Origin of the sequence: Agrobacterium tumefaciens (assembly GCF_005221325.1) — a bacterium.
In the GTDB taxonomy this organism is placed as follows: Bacteria; Pseudomonadota; Alphaproteobacteria; order Rhizobiales; family Rhizobiaceae; genus Agrobacterium.
Genome location: NZ_CP039889.1, coordinates 805,617 through 822,216 on the forward strand (window position 1 = coordinate 805,617; position 16,600 = coordinate 822,216).

Annotated in this window: 18 protein-coding genes; 13 read left to right on the forward strand and 5 right to left on the reverse strand. The window is 59.8% G+C overall.

The window, feature by feature from the left end:
• Positions 1-16: 16 nt before the first annotated feature.
• Together yghU and CFBP5499_RS18595 are read right to left on the reverse strand one after the other, a co-directional pair.
• Complete coding sequence (gene yghU / locus CFBP5499_RS18590) at positions 17-913, reverse strand: glutathione-dependent disulfide-bond oxidoreductase (protein WP_080830199.1); 897 nt, start codon at positions 911-913, stop codon at positions 17-19.
• Positions 914-1,016: 103 nt separating this feature from the next.
• Positions 1,017-2,549 (reverse strand): acyl-CoA carboxylase subunit beta, encoded by a 1,533-nt coding sequence (locus CFBP5499_RS18595; RefSeq protein WP_080829435.1) that lies wholly within the window; start codon positions 2,547-2,549, stop codon positions 1,017-1,019.
• A 118-nt stretch (positions 2,550-2,667) separates the two neighbouring features.
• Between CFBP5499_RS18595 and CFBP5499_RS18600 the strand changes: the two genes are divergently transcribed.
• The gene (locus CFBP5499_RS18600) at positions 2,668-4,086 is read left to right on the forward strand and encodes a helix-turn-helix domain-containing protein (protein WP_080829433.1); all 1,419 of its coding nucleotides are present in this window, start codon (positions 2,668-2,670) and stop codon (positions 4,084-4,086) included.
• 9 nt (positions 4,087-4,095) lie between these two features.
• Here the strand turns inward: CFBP5499_RS18600 and CFBP5499_RS18605 are convergent, their stop codons facing one another.
• Positions 4,096-4,743, reverse strand: a complete 648-nt coding sequence (locus CFBP5499_RS18605) for a DNA-3-methyladenine glycosylase family protein (protein WP_080829432.1) — start codon at positions 4,741-4,743, stop codon at positions 4,096-4,098.
• A 48-nt stretch (positions 4,744-4,791) separates the two neighbouring features.
• Between CFBP5499_RS18605 and gluQRS the strand changes: the two genes are divergently transcribed.
• Positions 4,792-5,691: a tRNA glutamyl-Q(34) synthetase GluQRS gene (gene gluQRS / locus CFBP5499_RS18610; protein WP_080829429.1), complete on the forward strand. Its 900-nt coding sequence runs from the start codon at positions 4,792-4,794 to the stop codon at positions 5,689-5,691.
• Here the strand turns inward: gluQRS and CFBP5499_RS18615 are convergent.
• Positions 5,659-6,576, reverse strand: coding sequence for a YihY/virulence factor BrkB family protein (locus CFBP5499_RS18615; RefSeq protein ID WP_080830198.1), 918 nt, complete (start codon positions 6,574-6,576; stop codon positions 5,659-5,661). The two genes, gluQRS and CFBP5499_RS18615, sit on opposite strands and share 33 nt — an antisense overlap.
• 177 nt (positions 6,577-6,753) lie before the next feature.
• Here CFBP5499_RS18615 and CFBP5499_RS18620 point away from each other — a divergent pair, with 177 nt between their 5' ends.
• From CFBP5499_RS18620 to CFBP5499_RS18655, 8 genes are all read left to right on the forward strand, one after another.
• Positions 6,754-7,587, forward strand: coding sequence for an SDR family oxidoreductase (locus CFBP5499_RS18620; RefSeq protein WP_080829427.1), 834 nt, complete (start codon positions 6,754-6,756; stop codon positions 7,585-7,587).
• Between the two features lie 17 nt (positions 7,588-7,604).
• A complete protein-coding gene (locus CFBP5499_RS18625; RefSeq protein WP_006315578.1) occupies positions 7,605-7,802 on the forward strand; it encodes a twin transmembrane helix small protein in 198 nt (65 codons plus the stop codon).
• A gap of 1 nt (position 7,803) precedes the next feature.
• Positions 7,804-8,382: a cob(I)yrinic acid a,c-diamide adenosyltransferase gene (locus CFBP5499_RS18630; RefSeq protein ID WP_080829425.1), complete on the forward strand. Its 579-nt coding sequence runs from the start codon at positions 7,804-7,806 to the stop codon at positions 8,380-8,382.
• A 32-nt stretch (positions 8,383-8,414) separates the two neighbouring features.
• Positions 8,415-9,188, forward strand: coding sequence for a rhomboid family intramembrane serine protease (locus tag CFBP5499_RS18635; protein ID WP_080829423.1), 774 nt, complete (start codon positions 8,415-8,417; stop codon positions 9,186-9,188).
• Between the two features lie 182 nt (positions 9,189-9,370).
• Positions 9,371-10,117, forward strand: a complete 747-nt coding sequence (locus tag CFBP5499_RS18640; RefSeq protein ID WP_003520827.1) for an electron transfer flavoprotein subunit beta/FixA family protein — start codon at positions 9,371-9,373, stop codon at positions 10,115-10,117.
• A 25-nt stretch (positions 10,118-10,142) separates the two neighbouring features.
• Complete coding sequence (locus CFBP5499_RS18645) at positions 10,143-11,072, forward strand: electron transfer flavoprotein subunit alpha/FixB family protein (protein ID WP_080829421.1); 930 nt, start codon at positions 10,143-10,145, stop codon at positions 11,070-11,072.
• A gap of 114 nt (positions 11,073-11,186) precedes the next feature.
• Positions 11,187-12,068, forward strand: a complete 882-nt coding sequence (locus CFBP5499_RS18650) for a 3-hydroxybutyryl-CoA dehydrogenase (RefSeq protein ID WP_080829419.1) — start codon at positions 11,187-11,189, stop codon at positions 12,066-12,068.
• A 123-nt stretch (positions 12,069-12,191) separates the two neighbouring features.
• Positions 12,192-12,848 (forward strand): hypothetical protein, encoded by a 657-nt coding sequence (locus CFBP5499_RS18655; protein ID WP_080829416.1) that lies wholly within the window; start codon positions 12,192-12,194, stop codon positions 12,846-12,848.
• A 22-nt stretch (positions 12,849-12,870) separates the two neighbouring features.
• Here CFBP5499_RS18655 and tlpA read toward each other — a convergent pair whose 3' ends face one another.
• On the reverse strand, positions 12,871-13,533 hold the full coding sequence (gene tlpA, locus CFBP5499_RS18660; protein WP_080829413.1) for a thiol:disulfide interchange protein TlpA: 663 nt from the start codon (positions 13,531-13,533) through the stop codon (positions 12,871-12,873).
• A 24-nt stretch (positions 13,534-13,557) separates the two neighbouring features.
• On the opposite strand from tlpA, the gene argH reads away from it, so the two are divergent.
• The 3 genes from argH to lysA all read left to right on the forward strand — a co-directional run bounded on the left by argH (position 13,558) and on the right by lysA (position 16,538).
• Positions 13,558-14,958 (forward strand): argininosuccinate lyase, encoded by a 1,401-nt coding sequence (argH, locus tag CFBP5499_RS18665; RefSeq protein WP_080829411.1) that lies wholly within the window; start codon positions 13,558-13,560, stop codon positions 14,956-14,958.
• A 94-nt stretch (positions 14,959-15,052) separates the two neighbouring features.
• Positions 15,053-15,256 (forward strand): LPS translocon maturation chaperone LptM, encoded by a 204-nt coding sequence (gene lptM, locus CFBP5499_RS18670; RefSeq protein WP_003509930.1) that lies wholly within the window; start codon positions 15,053-15,055, stop codon positions 15,254-15,256.
• A gap of 13 nt (positions 15,257-15,269) precedes the next feature.
• Positions 15,270-16,538 (forward strand): diaminopimelate decarboxylase, encoded by a 1,269-nt coding sequence (gene lysA / locus CFBP5499_RS18675; RefSeq protein ID WP_080829409.1) that lies wholly within the window; start codon positions 15,270-15,272, stop codon positions 16,536-16,538.
• The last annotated feature ends 62 nt before the right edge of the window (positions 16,539-16,600 follow it).

Here is a 16,600-nt window from a genome sequence, read left to right on the forward strand (position 1 = left end):
CCTTTCGGTCTTTTCGTTATGCCTTGCCGATCTTGTCCTGCGTCTTCGTGTCGAAGTCGGAGGCGTCGTGGCGCTCATGCAATTGTTCGGACGGATCGCCCGAGGTCTTGTTGACGATCACGCCGCGTTTTACCGCCGGGCGTTCAGCGATTTCAAGTGTCCAGCGCATGAGGTTCTTGTAACCGTTCCCCTCGAGGAAAGCGCCGGCGTCGCCATAGGCCTGACCGAGTGCGATCTTTCCATACCAGGGCCAGACGGCCATGTCGGCAATCGTATATTCAGAACCCGCGAGATAGCGGTTGTCGGCCAGATGCCGGTCGAGCACATCAAGCTGGCGTTTGACTTCCATGGCGTAGCGGTCGATCGCATATTTGATCTTCACCGGCGCATAGGCGTAAAAATGGCCGAAACCGCCACCGAGGAAGGGTGCCGAGCCCATCTGCCAGAACAGCCAGTTCAGCGCCTGCGTGCGGGCATTGCCCTCTTTCGGCAGGAAAGCGCCGAATTTTTCCGCGAGATAAACGAGGATGGAGCCGCTTTCGAAAACCCGCGTCGGCTCAGGCGTCGAATAATCCATCAGCGCCGGGATCTTGGAATTCGGATTGACGCCGACAAAACCGGAACCGAATTGGTCGCCTTCGCCGATCTTGATCAGCCAGGCATCATAGTCGGCACCCTTGTGGCCGGCGGCCAGCAATTCTTCCAGCATGATGGAGACCTTCTGGCCGTTCGGCGTCGCCAGCGAATAAAGCTGCAGCGGATGTTTGCCGACCGGCAGTTCCTTCTCATGGGTGGGACCGGCGATCGGGCGGTTGATATTGGCGAACTGGCCGCCATTGCCCTTGTCCCAGGTCCAGACCTTGGGCGGCTCATATCCGGCGGGGAAATTATCTGCGGAGGAATTTTCGGCCATCAAAAACTGTCCTTGTTCGTTTCGGGAGGACATCCGGACATCCGGACGCCTGAACATCAATATAGTAAGGTGGCCGAAGCATTTTTCCAGCCCCGCAGCGGGATCAGAGCGGAATAGTATCGTGTTTCTTCCAGCGTGTTTCGACGCTCTTGTTGCGCAGCGACGCAAACGCACGAGCGATGCGGCGGCGCGAGGAATGCGGCATGATCACCTCATCGATGAAACCGCGCTCTGCCGCGACGAAGGGATTGGCAAAACGCTCCTCATATTCTTTTGTGCGCGCGGCAATCTTCTCGGGATCGGCAAGCTCGGACCGGTAGAGGATTTCCGCCGCGCCCTTCGCGCCCATGACGGCGATTTCTGCCGTTGGCCAGGCGTAATTGACATCCGCGCCGATATGTTTCGAGGCCATCACGTCATAAGCACCGCCATAGGCCTTGCGGGTGATCAGCGTCACCATCGGCACCGTCGCCTCCGAATAGGCGAACAGAAGTTTTGCGCCGTGCTTGATGACGCCGCCATATTCCTGTGCCGTGCCGGGCAGGAAACCCGGCACATCCACCAGCGTCAGCAGCGGAATATTGAAGGCATCGCAAAATCGCACGAAACGGGCGGCCTTGCGTGAACTGTCGATATCGAGGCAGCCGGCCAGCACCATCGGCTGGTTGGCGACAACCCCCACCGTCTGGCCTTCGAGACGGATGAAGCCGGTGATGATGTTGCGGGCAAAGGCTTCCTGCAACTCGAAGAAATCACCCTCATCGGCCAGCGCGTTGATCAGTTCCTTCATATCATAGGGTTTGTTGGAACTATCGGGAATCAACGTGTCGAGACGTGCTTCCAGCCGCGCTGGATCATCTTGGAACGGCCGGACGGGCGGCTTTTCGCGATTGTTGAGCGGCAGGAAATCAAACAGCAGCCGCACATGCTCCAGCGTCTCGATGTCGTTTTCATAAGCGCCATCGGCGACCGAGGATTTTTTCGTATGGGTGGAGGCCCCGCCCAGTTCTTCGGCCGTGACAATCTCGTTCGTCACCGTCTTCACCACATCCGGCCCGGTCACGAACATGTAGGAGGTGTCACGCACCATGAAGATGAAATCGGTCATGGCGGGCGAATAGACCGCTCCACCGGCACACGGCCCCATGATGACCGATATCTGCGGCACGACGCCGGAGGCGATGACATTGCGCTTGAAGACATCGGCATAACCGCCGAGCGAGGCGACACCCTCCTGGATTCTGGCACCACCGCTGTCGTTGAGGCCTATCACCGGCGCGCCGTTGCGCACCGCCATATCCATGATCTTGCAGATTTTCTGGGCATGAGTTTCCGACAGCGAACCGCCAAGCACGGTGAAATCCTGAGAAAACACGTAGACCTGCCGGCCATTGATGGTGCCCCAGCCGGTCACGACGCCATCGCCGGCGATCTTCTGGCTCGCCATGCCGAAATCCACCGCACGGTGGGTGACGTACATGTCGTATTCCTCGAATGAGCCGTCATCCAAAAGCACGTCGATGCGCTCGCGCGCCGTCAGCTTGCCCTTGGCATGCTGCGCCTCGATGCGCTTGACGCCACCGCCGAGCCTAGCCTCTTCCCGCCGCGTTTCCAACTGCTCCAGAATGCCGGGCATGTTTCCTCCATGCGTTACCTCAAAATCAATAGCTTAGAAAACATTCGCCTAGAAGCCTTGATCGTGCGCGTATGCGTGCCATAAATATTTGCAATGTTTAATTTTGCAAAGTTGCAACATGGCGACGGAAAAACTCTTCATCGGCCGCAAGGTTCGTGGCCTTCGCGAAAATGCCCGCGCCACGCAGGCGCAGTTTGCCGAACGGCTGGGCATCTCCGCGAGTTACCTGAACCAGATCGAAAACAACCAGCGCCCGGTTTCGGCCAGCGTTCTGGTGACGCTGGTGGAAAAATTCCAGCTCGACATGGCGGAACTTGCGACCGGCGAAAGCGACAGGCTGGTTTCCGCCGTGCGCGAGGCGCTGAAAGACCCGCTGTTCATGAATTACGAGCCGGGGCTTCAGGAATTGAAGCTGATCGCCCAGAACGCTCCCGGTTTTGCCCATGCGCTGCTGCGCGCCCATCAGGCCTACCGACAGAACAGCGAACAGCTGGTGCAGCTGGACGACCGGCTGGGCCGCGGAACCGCGCAGGTGGAAAGAACCCCCTATGAGGAGGTGCGCGATTTCTTCCACTTCGTCGACAATTACGTCGCCGAGATCGATCTTCTGGCCGAGGAGCTGGCGCAGGAACTGGAGATCGAAGGCGGTGAGACCTACGGCATTCTGGCGGCGCATCTGCGCAGCCGTTACGGCATCCACATCACAAGAACCGATGCGGCGGGCGGCCTGATCCGGCATTTCGATCCCGCCGGCAAGACGCTCGCTCTCAGCTCCTACATGGCGGCACCAACCCGCTGTTTTCAGCTTGCGTTGCAGATCGCCCAGCTTCATGCCGGCGCGACGGTGGACAGGGTGCTTTCCGGTGCAGGTTTCCGCAATGCGGAAGCGGCGGAAATCTGTCGTATCGGGCTGCATAATTATTTCGCCGCCGCCCTCATCCTGCCCTATGGCCAATTTCATCGGGCCGCTCAGGAACTGCGCCACGATCTCGAACTTCTGGCTGTGCGGTTCGGCGCGAGCCTCGAACAGGTGGCGCACAGGCTGAGCACGCTGCAGCGGCCGGGCATGAAGGGCGTGCCGATCTTTTTCGCCAAGATCGACCGCGCCGGCAACATCACCAAACGCCACAGCGCCACGCGGCTGCAATTTGCCCGTTTCGGCGCGGCCTGTCCGCTGTGGAACATCCATCAGGCCTTCGAAAGCTCCGACAGGATCGTACGGCAGCTGGCGGAAACGCCCGACGGCGTGCGCTATCTTTCCATTGCCACCCAGATCGAAAAGGCCGGCGCCGGTTTCAATACGGAAAGACCGCGTTATGCCATCGCACTCGGCTGCGAAATTTCCCATGCGCAGAATTTCGTTTATGCCGATACGCTCGATCTCGGCAATTCAGCCTCCTTTAAACCGATTGGCATTTCCTGTCGGGTCTGCGAAAGGGTGGATTGCGTGCAGCGCGCCGTGCCGCCGTTGAAACGCAAGCTGCATTTCGATCATCTGTCGCGCGGAACGCTGCCCTACCAGATCGCAGATTTTTAGGCAGCCCGCTCAGGGCAGAGGCACCATGGCGCGCCGCATGATGTTGGCATAATAACCCCAGAAAAGCCGGGCGGCGACGGAGCGCCATGGCGACCAGAGTGCGGCGCGTTCCGCCAGCCACTTCCCATCCGGCCTCACCTCCAGATCGAGCGCATGCCCCACCGCCGATCTCAGCGCCACATCTCCCACCGGAAAGATATCCGGGTGCCCGCCACAGAACATCAGATAGACCTCCGCCGTCCATGGGCCGATACCGCGAAGTGCCACCAGCTCGGAAAAGGCGGGGCCCGCCTCCTTGCGCACCACGCCGTCAAGATCGACCTGCCCTTCCGTGACGGCGCGCGCCAGCCCTTCCAGCGTCGTCGCCTTGGCACGCGAAAGGCCGAAGGTGGCGCGCAATTCTTCTGGTACGGTCAGATAATTTTCCGCCGTAACCTCGCCGCCGGTGCCGGCAAGGATACGCGCCCATATGGCATTGGCGCTGGCGCGCGATACCATCTGCGAGACGACGATATGGGCAAGGCCGGCAAAGCCCGGTTCGTGGATGCGCAACTCCAGCGGGCCGGCTTTTTCGATAACGAGGCTGAGAACCGGGTCGAGGCGGGCGAGATGATCCAGCCCTTCGCGGATGTCGTCCATCCCGGTGATGATTTTCATATCGCTCATTCCCTAAGCCACCGGCCGGCTGGCGGGGCACTTTAAAACATGGCAGAACAAACCATGCCTTCGCCTCTCCGTCAAAAACCGGTTTACCGATTTGCGCCAAGCCCCAACGGCCTGCTGCATCTCGGCCATGCGCTTTCCGCCTTCCTGAACCATGATATGGCGCGGGACAATGGCGGTCGCTTTCTGCTGCGTATCGAAGATATCGACCAGACGCGCTGCACACCGGAACTGGAGCAGGCGATCTATGACGATCTCGGCTGGCTGGAGCTCGCCTGGGAAAACCCTGTTCGGCGTCAATCGGACCATTTCGATGCGTATGGCGTGGCGCTGGACAGGCTGATCGACGCCGGCCTTGCCTATCCTGCCTTTCTCAGCCGTGGAGAAACCAAAGCGATCGTCAAAGCCTTCGAGGCAGACGGCGAGCTCTGGCCACGCGATCCCGATGGCGCGCCGCTCTATCCGTCAATGGACCGCGAAAGGCCTGGGGCGGAACAGGCATCACTTCTCGCATCCGGCCGGCCATACGCCTGGCGGCTCGACATGGAAAAAGCGATCCGTAGCGTCGGCAGCCCCCTGTTCTGGCAGGAGAGCGGCGATGGCGAGCAGGGACTGATCGAGGCCCTTCCTACACTGTGGGGCGATGTCGTGCTGTCGCGCTCAGACGCGCCTTCGAGCTACCATCTTTCCGTTGTGGTGGATGATGCGCTGCAGGGCATCACCCATGTGGTGCGCGGCATGGATTTGTTCCATGCCACTGCCATTCACCGGCTGCTGCAGCACCTGCTGGACCTGCCGCAGCCCACCTATCACCATCACCGACTGATCCTCGGTGCGGACGGGCGCAAGCTTTCGAAAAGCGAAGGCAGCACCGGCCTTTCCGCCCTGCGTGCAGAAGGTGCAACGCCCTCAGATATCCGCAGGCTTGTCGGCCTCCTCTAGCGCCCGCTCGCGGCGCGTCCCGTTGCTGCCGATATTGCGCCGGATGATCTGCCGGACCTTGTATTTCATCAGCGCCGCGTTCACCTCCGCACCGAGCATGAAGATGACACCGACCATATAAAGGAAGACCAGAACCACCATGACGGATGCCAGACCGGCATAGGTGGCGGCATAATTGGCGAAGGTGGAAAGATAATAGGCGAAGATCGCCGCACCAATGACCCAGAAGATCATCGTCAACAGAATACCGGGCCAGACGTCCCAGATGCGGCGCTTGCCGGCGGGCAGCCACAGATGCGCGGCCACCAGCCCGGCCGTCAGCACCACGATGGTGCCGTAGAGGCCGAGGCTGGAGACGGTGTTCAGCACATCCGTCAGCCACGGGAACCGTTGCTCGGCAAAGGACATGGCGACGGGCACGGCGACAAGCACGATGCTGATGCCGGCAAAGACCACCACGGCAATCAGCACATAAAGCAGGCTGAGCAGGCGGGTGACATACCACCAGCGTGTCTCGGTGACCCGATACGCGCGGTTCAGCGAAATGCGCAGCGCTTCGACACCGTTAGAGGCAAAGTAAGCGGCCGCCAGCACCGAAATCGTCAGCAACCCGCCTCGGGGAATGGTGAGCACCTGCTGCACCTGCGCCGCCAGTGGCCCCGCAATCGCCTCCGGCCAGGTATCGAAAATCAGATGCACGGCCGTCTCGGAAAACTGGTCGGCACCCAGAAAACCGGCGAGCGCCGTGCCGAAGATCAGGAAGGGAAACAGCGCCAGCAGAATGGACAGCGCCATATGGCTCGCCATCGCCCAGCCGTCATCCTCGGCGAAATGGGAATAGGCATCGAAGGCAACCTTGCCTGCCAGGCGCACTGCGGCAACCATGTCACCTCCATTCATCGGCATTTCATTTGTAACTTCGCCCCGAATATGGGAAGTCACCTTCGCTTTGTACAGCGCGCAGGCCGGGCTTTCGGTTCCATTCCCGAAAAGGATTTCGCGCAATTTAATTTTGTGAACCTGCGCGCGGCTTGGCGCAAAGACCATTGGCGGGGGCGGAACATGTCTGAAAAACCGGTCATCATCATCACCGGATGTTCCTCTGGCATTGGCGCCTATTGCGCCGGCGCGCTTCAGCGGGACGGCTGGCGGGTCTTTGCCACGGTGCGCCGCATCGTCGACATGGCCGCGCTCGAAAATCAGGGCATCGAAACCCTGATCATGGATTACACCAAGCCCGAAACCATCGCCGCGCTGGTGGATACCGTTGCAGCCCGGACCGGCGGCCGCATCGACGCGCTCTTCAATAACGGCGCCTATGGCCAGCCGGGCGCGGTGGAGGATCTGCCTGTCGAAGCGCTGAGAGCCCAGTTCGAAACCAATGTCTTCGGCTGGCACGATCTCACACGGCGTGTCATTCCCTTCATGCGCACCCGCGGCACCGGCCGCATCGTGCATTGCTCCTCCATTCTCGGCCTCGTGCCCTATCGCTATCGCGGCGCCTACACCGCCTCGAAATTCGCGATCGAGGGGCTGGGCGTCACGCTGCGCATGGAGCTTCAGGGCAGCGGCATTCATGTGAGCTTGATCGAACCCGGTCCGATTACCTCGAAATTCACGGCAACGGCGCTTGCCCATGTCAGGGACAAGATCGATCTGGAAAACTCGGCCCATGCGGCAGAATATAAACGGCAGCTGGCGCGCATGGATGGTTCCGGTCCCGTCAACCGCCACAAACTCGGCCCCGAGGCCGTTTATGCCGTGCTGAAACACGCCCTGACCGCCGCCAGGCCGAAACCGCATTATCCCGTCACCGTTCCAGCCAAACAGGGGCTTATCCTGAAACGGCTCTTGCCTGCCGGACTGTTCTATCGTCTGCTGCGCAGATTCGATTGAGGAGGAGTATCCCCTAAATGTCCGGCTTCACCACTGTTCTGGCCCTTATCGCCATGGGCCTTGTCGTCATCGTGCTGATACGCGGCCTCTTCAACATGCTGAAGGGGCAGGACGCCAACCGGTCCAACAAGCTGATGCAGCTTCGCCTTCTCCTGCAGGCCATCGCCATCGTGCTGATCATGCTGACTCTCTGGCTCACCGGCGGTGGCCGCTGACATGGTGAAGCTGAACAAGATCTACACCCGCACCGGCGACAAGGGCACGACGGCGCTGGTTTCCGGCCCGCGCCGCCTGAAGCACGATCTTCGCGTCGAGGCCTATGGCACTGTCGACGAAACCAATTCGGCCATAGGCGTCGCGCGGCTTCATACCGGCGGGCTGGAGACATTGGACGCCATGCTCTTCCGCATCCAGAACGATCTTTTCGATCTCGGCGCCGATCTCGCCACGCCTGATAATGGCGAGCCGCTTTCCTACGAGCCGCTGCGCATCGTCGAAAGCCAGGTCACGCGGCTGGAAAACGAAATCGACGAGCTGAATGCCGACCTTGAACCGCTCACCTCCTTCGTGCTGCCGGGTGGCGGCGCGGCAGCGGCGAATCTGCACATGGCGCGCACCGTCTGCCGGCGAGCGGAGAGGTTGATGGTGGAGCTTTCCGTCACTGACAAGGAGATCGTCAGTCCGGCGGCGCTGAAATATGCCAATCGCCTCTCCGATTTCCTTTTCGTCGCCGCCCGCTTCGCCAATGATGCGGGCAGGGCCGACATATTGTGGGTTCCCGGCAAGAACCGCTAAAGCCTATTCATGGCGCAACCGAAGGGCGTTCGATGTTCATACCGCTGCACGATGCGAATTCCCTCAAACATATCCGGCTGCAATATGTGACGATCGGCCTGATCGTGGTCAATGTGCTGGTCTGGCTGTTTACCGGCGTGCTTGCCAGCGACGTGCAGGCCAATGCCGCAGCGCTCGGCCTCGGTTTCATCCCCGCCGTGGTGTTCGATTACGCCTATCTGGAACCGGCCCTGCAGGTGGTGCCTGATGATCTCACCGTCGTCACCTATGCTTTTCTCCACCTCGATTTCTGGCATCTGGCCGGCAACATGCTGTTTCTCTGGGTCTTCGGTGATAATGTCGAGGATGCACTCGGCCATTTCCGGTTTCTGATCTTCTACCTCGCCTGCGCGATTGCCGGCGCCCTGTTTCACGGTCTTGTCGGCCCGACCTCGGAAGGGCCGCTGATCGGGGCATCGGGGGCGGTTTCCGGCGTGGTTGCGGCTTATTTCCTGCTGCATCCCAGGGTGCGTGTCTGGGTGCTGGTCCTGATGCGCATTCCGCTGCCCCTGCCCGCCTTCATTCCGCTGGCGCTGTGGATTGGTCAGCAGTTCCTGATGCTGGCGCTGGGGCTCGAGGAAAATGTTTCCTGGGGCGCGCATGTGGGCGGCATCCTGGCGGGCGCGATCATGGTGATTTTCATGCGCAGGCGAGGTGTTCCCCTGTTTGACCGCACCATTGTTGCGCCGAGGGCGGCGCAGTTCAAGAATACGTCGCAAACGGCGGGGTTGTCGCAAATCGAACGGGGCTATGACGGGGGTAGATGAGAGCTCTCGTCGGAGATACAGTATTTACGTTAACGTCAACGTAAGATATGCCTTACGTGCATGTGATAATGAAGATTGCTCCGTTGTATTTGCGGGAAAAATGCTTATCCATGTCGCCACCTGTTTTTGGAGGTCCGCGCGGTTTACCCGCCCCGCGGACAGGAGTTTGAGGAAAGCCGCCGATGAAAATCCTTGTCCCCGTTAAACGAGTCGTCGATTACAACGTGAAGATCCGCGTGAAGTCGGATGGTTCTGGCGTTGAGCTTGCCAATGTGAAGATGTCGATGAACCCGTTCGACGAAATCTCGGTGGAAGAGGCCCTTCGCCTGAAGGAAGCCGGCAAGGCCGAAGAGGTCGTGGTCGTCTCCATCGGCCCGGCCAAGGCGGAAGAAACGCTGCGCACAGCACTCGCCATGGGCGCCGACCGCGCCATCCTGATCGAGACCGACGAAACCGTCGAGCCGCTCGCCGTCGCCAAGCTCCTGAAGGGCGTGGCTGAGGCTGAGCAGCCCGGTCTCGTCATCGTCGGCAAGCAGGCGATCGACGACGACAGCAACCAGACCGGCCAGATGCTGGCAGCCTTGCTCGGATGGGGCCAGGGCACGTTTGCCTCCAAGGTCGTGCCATCAGATGGCAAGGTTGCCGTGACCCGCGAAGTCGATGGCGGCCTGCAGACCGTCGAACTGAAACTGCCAGCCGTCGTCACCACCGATCTTCGTCTGAACGAGCCGCGTTACGCCTCGCTGCCGAACATCATGAAGGCAAAGAAGAAGCCGCTCGACAAGAAGGCTCCGGCCGATTTCGGTGTCGATGTTTCGCCGCGCCTGAAGGTCTTGAAGACCGAGGAGCCCGCAGGCCGCAAGGCCGGTATCAAGGTCGGCTCGGTTGCCGAGCTGGTCGAAAAGCTCAAAGCCGACGGCGTCCTCTAAGGTTTCGGAAAAGGGAGATATTCTTATGGCCATTCTTCTTCTGGCAGAACACGACAACGCAACCCTTTCCGACCTGACGGCGAAGACGCTGACGGCGGCAACAGAGATCGGCGGCGACGTACATGTGCTGATCGCCGGCGCTAGTGCCAACGGCGCTGCCGACGCGGCGGCAAAACTCTCCGGTGTCTCCAAGGTGCTGCTCGCTGACGACGCATCCTACGCCAACGCGCTCGCCGAGCCGCTGGCGGCGCTGGTCGTCTCGCTCAGCCCCTCCTATGACGTCATCATCGCCCCCGCGACGGCATCTGCCAAGAACGTGCTGCCGCGCGTTGCAGCCCTTCTCGACGTGGCGCAGGTCTCGGAAATCATCGAGGTGGTATCGCCCGACACCTACAAGCGGCCGATCTATGCCGGCAACGCCATCCAGACGGTGCAAGCAACCGACGCAAAGAAGGTCATCACCGTGCGCCCGACCGCCTTTGCGGCCGCCGCCGAGGGTGGTTCGGCACCGGTCGAGACCATTGCCGCTGCTGAAAACCCCGGTGTCTCCAGCTTCGTTTCCGACGCGCTGGCCTCATCCGACCGTCCGGAACTGACCTCTGCGAAGATCATCATCTCCGGTGGCCGTGCGCTCGGCTCTTCGGAAAAATTCAAGGAAGTCATCCTTCCCGTCGCCGACAAGCTCGGTGCCGCCGTTGGCGCCAGCCGCGCGGCCGTCGATGCCGGCTACGCGCCGAACGACTGGCAGGTGGGGCAGACCGGCAAGGTGGTTGCACCGCAGCTTTACATTGCGGCGGGTATTTCCGGCGCCATCCAGCATCTCGCCGGCATGAAGGATTCGAAGGTCATCGTCGCCATCAACAAGGATGAGGAAGCGCCGATCTTCCAGGTGGCGGACTACGGTCTCGTCGCAGACCTGTTCGAGGCACTGCCGGAACTGCAAAAAGCCCTTTGATTTTAAATACATGATAAAGGCGGCGCGTTTTTTGAACGCGCCGCCTTCTCTTTTTCGGCGATATGCGTAACATCGCCAGCGAATTTGCAGATGCATCACATGGGAGAACCGCATATGACCGCCCCCTTTAAAAACATCGGTGTCATCGGAGCCGGTCAGATGGGGTGCGGCATTGCGCATGTTTCCGCCATTGCCGGCTACCGGGTCCATATCTACGATCTTTCGAAGGAAGGCATCGAGGCCGGCCTTGCCACGATCAACGGCAATCTCGCCCGCCAGGTGACCAACGGCAAGCTTTCCGATGACGCGCGCAAACAAGCGCTGACGCTCATCAGCGGATCGACCGACGTCAATGATCTGGCGCCGATGGATATCGTCATCGAGGCTGCCACGGAAAACGAGGAGATCAAGCGCAAGATCTATGCGCAGGTCTGCCCGGTCCTGAAACCCGAGGCATTGCTCGCCACCAACACGTCTTCACTTTCCATCACCCGGCTTGCTTCCGCCACCGACCGCCCCGAGCAGTTCATGGGCATCCATTTCATGAACCCGGTGCCCGTCATGAAACTGGTCGAGCTGGTGCGCGGCATCGCCACCAACGAGAAGACCTTCGATGCGGCGAAGGCCTATGTGCGGACGCTCGAAAAGGCGATCACCGTTGCCGAAGATTTCCCAGCCTTCATCGTCAACCGCATCCTGCTGCCGATGATCAACGAGGCGATCTACACGCTGTATGAGGGCGTCGGTTCGGTGGAAGCCATCGACACCGCCATGCGGCTCGGCGCAAACCACCCGATGGGTCCGCTACAACTTGCCGATTTCATCGGTCTCGATACCTGTTTGTCGATCATGCAGGTGCTGCATGACGGTCTGTCCGACAGCAAATACCGCCCCTGCCCGCTGCTGGTCAAATATGTCGAGGCCGGCTGGCTCGGCCGCAAATCCGGACGCGGCTTCTACGATTACCGCGGCGAGACGCCGGTTCCGACACGGTAGAGCCTTTGATTACGGTCTTCCAGATAGAATAATCAGTTGCATTTGCTAAAATACAACCTATGGCGTTGACACGCTCCGCGCGAAAACCTCAAAGTCAAAATTGTGATTCTTTGGGGGCTTTTCATGAAAATTTATATTGCGATGTCCGTTGTCGCCATTCTCGCGACAGCTTGTGTTTCGGAAAATCCGCGGGAAATCGTCAGAAAGTCTGGCTATCTCACGACGGTTCCGCCCAGTACCAACTATGGCCCAGGTAACATCGTCTGGAGAAAAATCAATCGGTACAATGATAAGGATGATGTCTCTCTCGGCTACATATGCTCTCCGGAATACGTGAAGCTTCCTGGAGCGCCTGAAAAAGGGGCGGGAGAAATCACCGATTTCGGACGCAAGAAAGATTTCTCCTTCAATGGAGACAATCTTCAGAAGCTCGGTTTTTCAACCAGCGCAAAATACGTGAGCAATCTGACGATCAAGTTCAACAATATCGAATATCTCGAATATGGCCTAGACAAACTCGAAGCCATCGAAAACGGTCTCGGGCCCGAGTGCCGAAGCATTCTCAATAAACAGCGAAAAAAGGGGAATGCACATATCGTGCGGTCTGCCTTCAAGGCAGATCTGGATTATTCAATTACCTACAAGGCGTCGACCAGCGCATCCATAAAGGCCGCAGTCTTAAAGGAAATTGAAGCCGGCTTCGGCGTCACCCTCGAAGGGAATGAGGGACGTGTTGGTCGTGGTCTTTATTACGGCGTGTCGATCGACCCGTTATATTGATCTCACAAGAATATATCGGCAGTCATTTGACTGCCGATATCAGCGCCTTGGCATCTTCGCTGTCCCACGCCGCCGGGCCGTTCATGGCCGCGAGCAGACAGCCGTTTTCATCCAGCAGCAGGGTGGCAGGCAGGCCGAAAGCAAGACCTTCCTTTTTCAGAACGTTGAAGACGCCCATGGAACTGTCGCGGTAATGCTTCAGGGCGTCGATCTTGTATTCGTCCATGAAGGCTTTCGGTTTTTCATCCGCGCCAACATCGATATTGACGGCCACAACCTCGAACTCGTCTCCGCCCTTTTCCTTCTCCAGCGCGTTCAGGGCCGGCATTTCTTCCCGGCAGGGCACGCACCATGTGGCCCACAGGTTGAGAAGAACCGCCTTGCCCTTGAGGTCGGCAAGCGTCATGTCCTTGGCCTCCGGCCCCTTGAAGGAGAGCGGGATGACACGCGGTCTATCCGCCGCCGACATCGCGGCCACCTGCCCCTTCAGAAACGGTTTCAGCGAGGCGATGCGGTTTGCCGCACCCTCACATAAACCGCCCTCTGCCACCGCAGCCCCTTGAACCGGGCTCTCAGACCCAATATGCCTGAACCAGACCGCGCCCGCGCCGCTTAAAAGACCGGCAACGGCAGCAATTGCAACCAACTTGGCGGAAGGAAGCCTGAACGGCGTTTTTTCTGTCATCGAATACTCCAGGGCACTGCGAACATGGCTGACGGCACAGATCAGAAATCCTCCAACCAGATGTGGGGCGGACGTTTTGCTTCCGGGCCATCTGCCATCATGGAAGAGATAAATGCCTCCATCGGCTTCGACAAGAAGCTTTACGCCCAGGACATCCGCGGCTCTATGGCGCACGCCACCATGCTGGCGGAAAAAGGCATTATTTCGCAGGAAGATAAAGAGAAGATCGTTCACGGCCTGAACACGATCCTGTCAGAAATTAAAGCTGGCACCTTCGAATTCTCCCGCAAGCTCGAAGATATTCACATGAACATCGAGGCGCGCCTTGCGACCCTCATCGGCACGGCCGCCGGCCGCCTGCACACCGCCCGTTCACGCAACGACCAGGTGGCGCTCGATTTCCGCCTGTGGGTGAAGGAAGAACTGCAGAAGACCGAGGGCATGCTGACCGCCCTCATCGCCGCCTTCCTCGATCGCGCCGAAGAAAATGCCGATACCGTGATGCCCGGCTTCACCCATCTGCAGACGGCCCAGCCCGTGACCTTCGGCCATCATTGCATGGCCTATGTGGAAATGTTCGGCCGTGACCGTGCCCGCGTGCGCCACGCCATCGAGCATCTGGACGAAAGCCCGATCGGCGCGGCGGCGCTTGCAGGTACCGGTTACCCCATCGACCGCCATATGACGGCGAAGGCGCTCGGCTTCCGCGAGCCGACCCGCAACTCCATCGACACCGTCTCCGACCGCGATTTCGCGCTGGAATTCCTGTCGATCGCCTCGATCTGCGCCACGCATCTGTCGCGTCTCGCCGAAGAAATCGTCATCTGGTCGACCCCGCAATTCGGCTTCATCCGCCTGTCTGACGCCTTCTCTACCGGCTCGTCGATCATGCCGCAGAAGAAGAACCCGGATGCCGCCGAACTGGTGCGTGCCAAGACCGGCCGCATCAACGGTTCGCTGGTCGCACTTCTGACTGTCATGAAGGGCCTGCCGCTTGCCTATTCCAAGGACATGCAGGAAGACAAGGAACAGGTTTTCGACGCCGCCGAGAGCCTTGAACTCGCGATTGCCGCTATGACCGGCATGATCCGCGATCTCGAGGTGCGCAAGGACCGGATGCGGGCCGCCGCCGGTTCGGGTTATTCCACCGCCACCGATCTTGCCGACTGGCTGGTGCGCGAGGCGGGCCTGCCCTTCCGCGACGCCCACCATGTGACCGGCAATGCCGTGGCGCTGGCGGAAAAGAAGGGCTGCGATCTGGCTGATCTTTCGCTGGAGGAGCTGCAAGCCATTCACCCCGGCATTACCAATGGCGTTTTCGACGTTCTTTCGGTGGAAGCCTCGGTTGCAAGCCGCGTGAGCTTCGGCGGTACGGCTCCTTCGGAAGTGAGGAAGCAGATCGCCTGGTGGCGCGGACGCAACTGATAAATCTGCGTTACGCTGCGATCACAAGAAACAGGGTGCACAAGCGCCCTGTTTTTCGTTATCAGAGAGGCACATATTTCCTTTGGACAGGCTCATGCTTTCAAAAACCGCGCGCAAACTCATCGTTCCCATCGGCATGACCCTCGCCGTCAGCCTTGCTCTCAGCGCCTGCGGGCGTAAGGGCGACATCGACCCGCCGAGCACGCCGGTCGAAATGCGTAACAAACGCGCCGCCGATGGCAGCGAGCCGAAGCCCGCGACGGCGGAACGGCCGTTCATCCTCGACAAGCTTCTCTGACGGGTAAAAAGCCGTGAACCATTTTGGCTATATCGACGGCGTGCTGCACGCCGAAAACGTGCCCGTGCCGGAGATCGCCAAGGCGGTCGGCACGCCTTTCTATGTCTATTCCACCGCGACGCTGGAGCGCCATTACAAGGTGTTTTCAGGCGCTTTTGCGGATGTGGACGCCATGGTCTGTTACGCCATGAAGGCCAATTCCAACCAGGCGGTGCTAAAGACGCTGGCCAAGCTCGGCGCCGGCATCGATGTCGTATCCGGCGGCGAATTGCGCCGCGCACTGGCCGCCGGCGTGCCTGCAAGCCGCATTATGTTCTCCGGTGTCGGCAAGACCGTCGCCGAAATGGACTATGCGCTGGAAGCCGGCATCTATTGCTTCAACATCGAATCCGAACCGGAGCTGGAAGTCCTCAACCTGCGCGCCGTCAAGGCCGGCAAGCGGGCGCATGTCTCCTTCCGCATCAATCCGGATGTGGATGCGCGCACCCACGCCAAGATTTCCACCGGCAAGAAGGAAAACAAGTTCGGCATTTCCTATGAGCGCGCGCGCTCAGTCTATGCCCATGCCGCCACCCTGCCCGGCATTGAAGTCACCGGCATCGACATGCATATCGGCAGCCAGATCACCGAATTGCAGCCTTTCGAGGATGCCTTCCGGCTGCTGCGCGAACTCGTCGAGGCCCTGCGCGGGGACGGCCATGAGATCAGCCACGTCGATATTGGCGGCGGGCTGGGCATTCCCTATCGCGACGACAACAATCCACCGCCGCTGCCGGATGCCTATGCGCATATCGTCAAGAACGAGCTGAAGAGCCTCAACTGCAAGATCGTCACTGAGCCCGGCCGCCTGATCGTCGGCAATGCCGGCATTCTGGTGACGGAAGTGATCTATGTAAAGGATGGCGGCGACAAGACCTTTGTCATCGTCGATGGCGCGATGAACGACCTTATCCGCCCGACGCTTTACGAAGCCTATCACGGTATTCGTCCGGTGGTGCAGCCTGCGTTGGATGCCCCTCGTATCAAGGCGGATATTGTCGGTCCCGTCTGCGAAACGGGTGACTATCTCGCGCTGGACCGAGAAATGGCAGCACCCCAGCCGGGCGATCTGATCGCCGTCAGTTCCGCTGGCGCCTATGGCGCGGTGCAGGCAGGCACCTATAATTCCCGCCTGCTGGTGCCGGAAGTGCTTGTCAAGGGTGACAAGTTCCACGTCATCCGCCCGCGCGGCACCTATGAGGAGCTGATCGCTCTCGATTCCGTGCCCACCTGGCTCGATTGACCCTGCGCAATCGATCACAATCAAGCGAAGCTGCCTAAAAAATGGGGGTGAGGGTCTGGCTG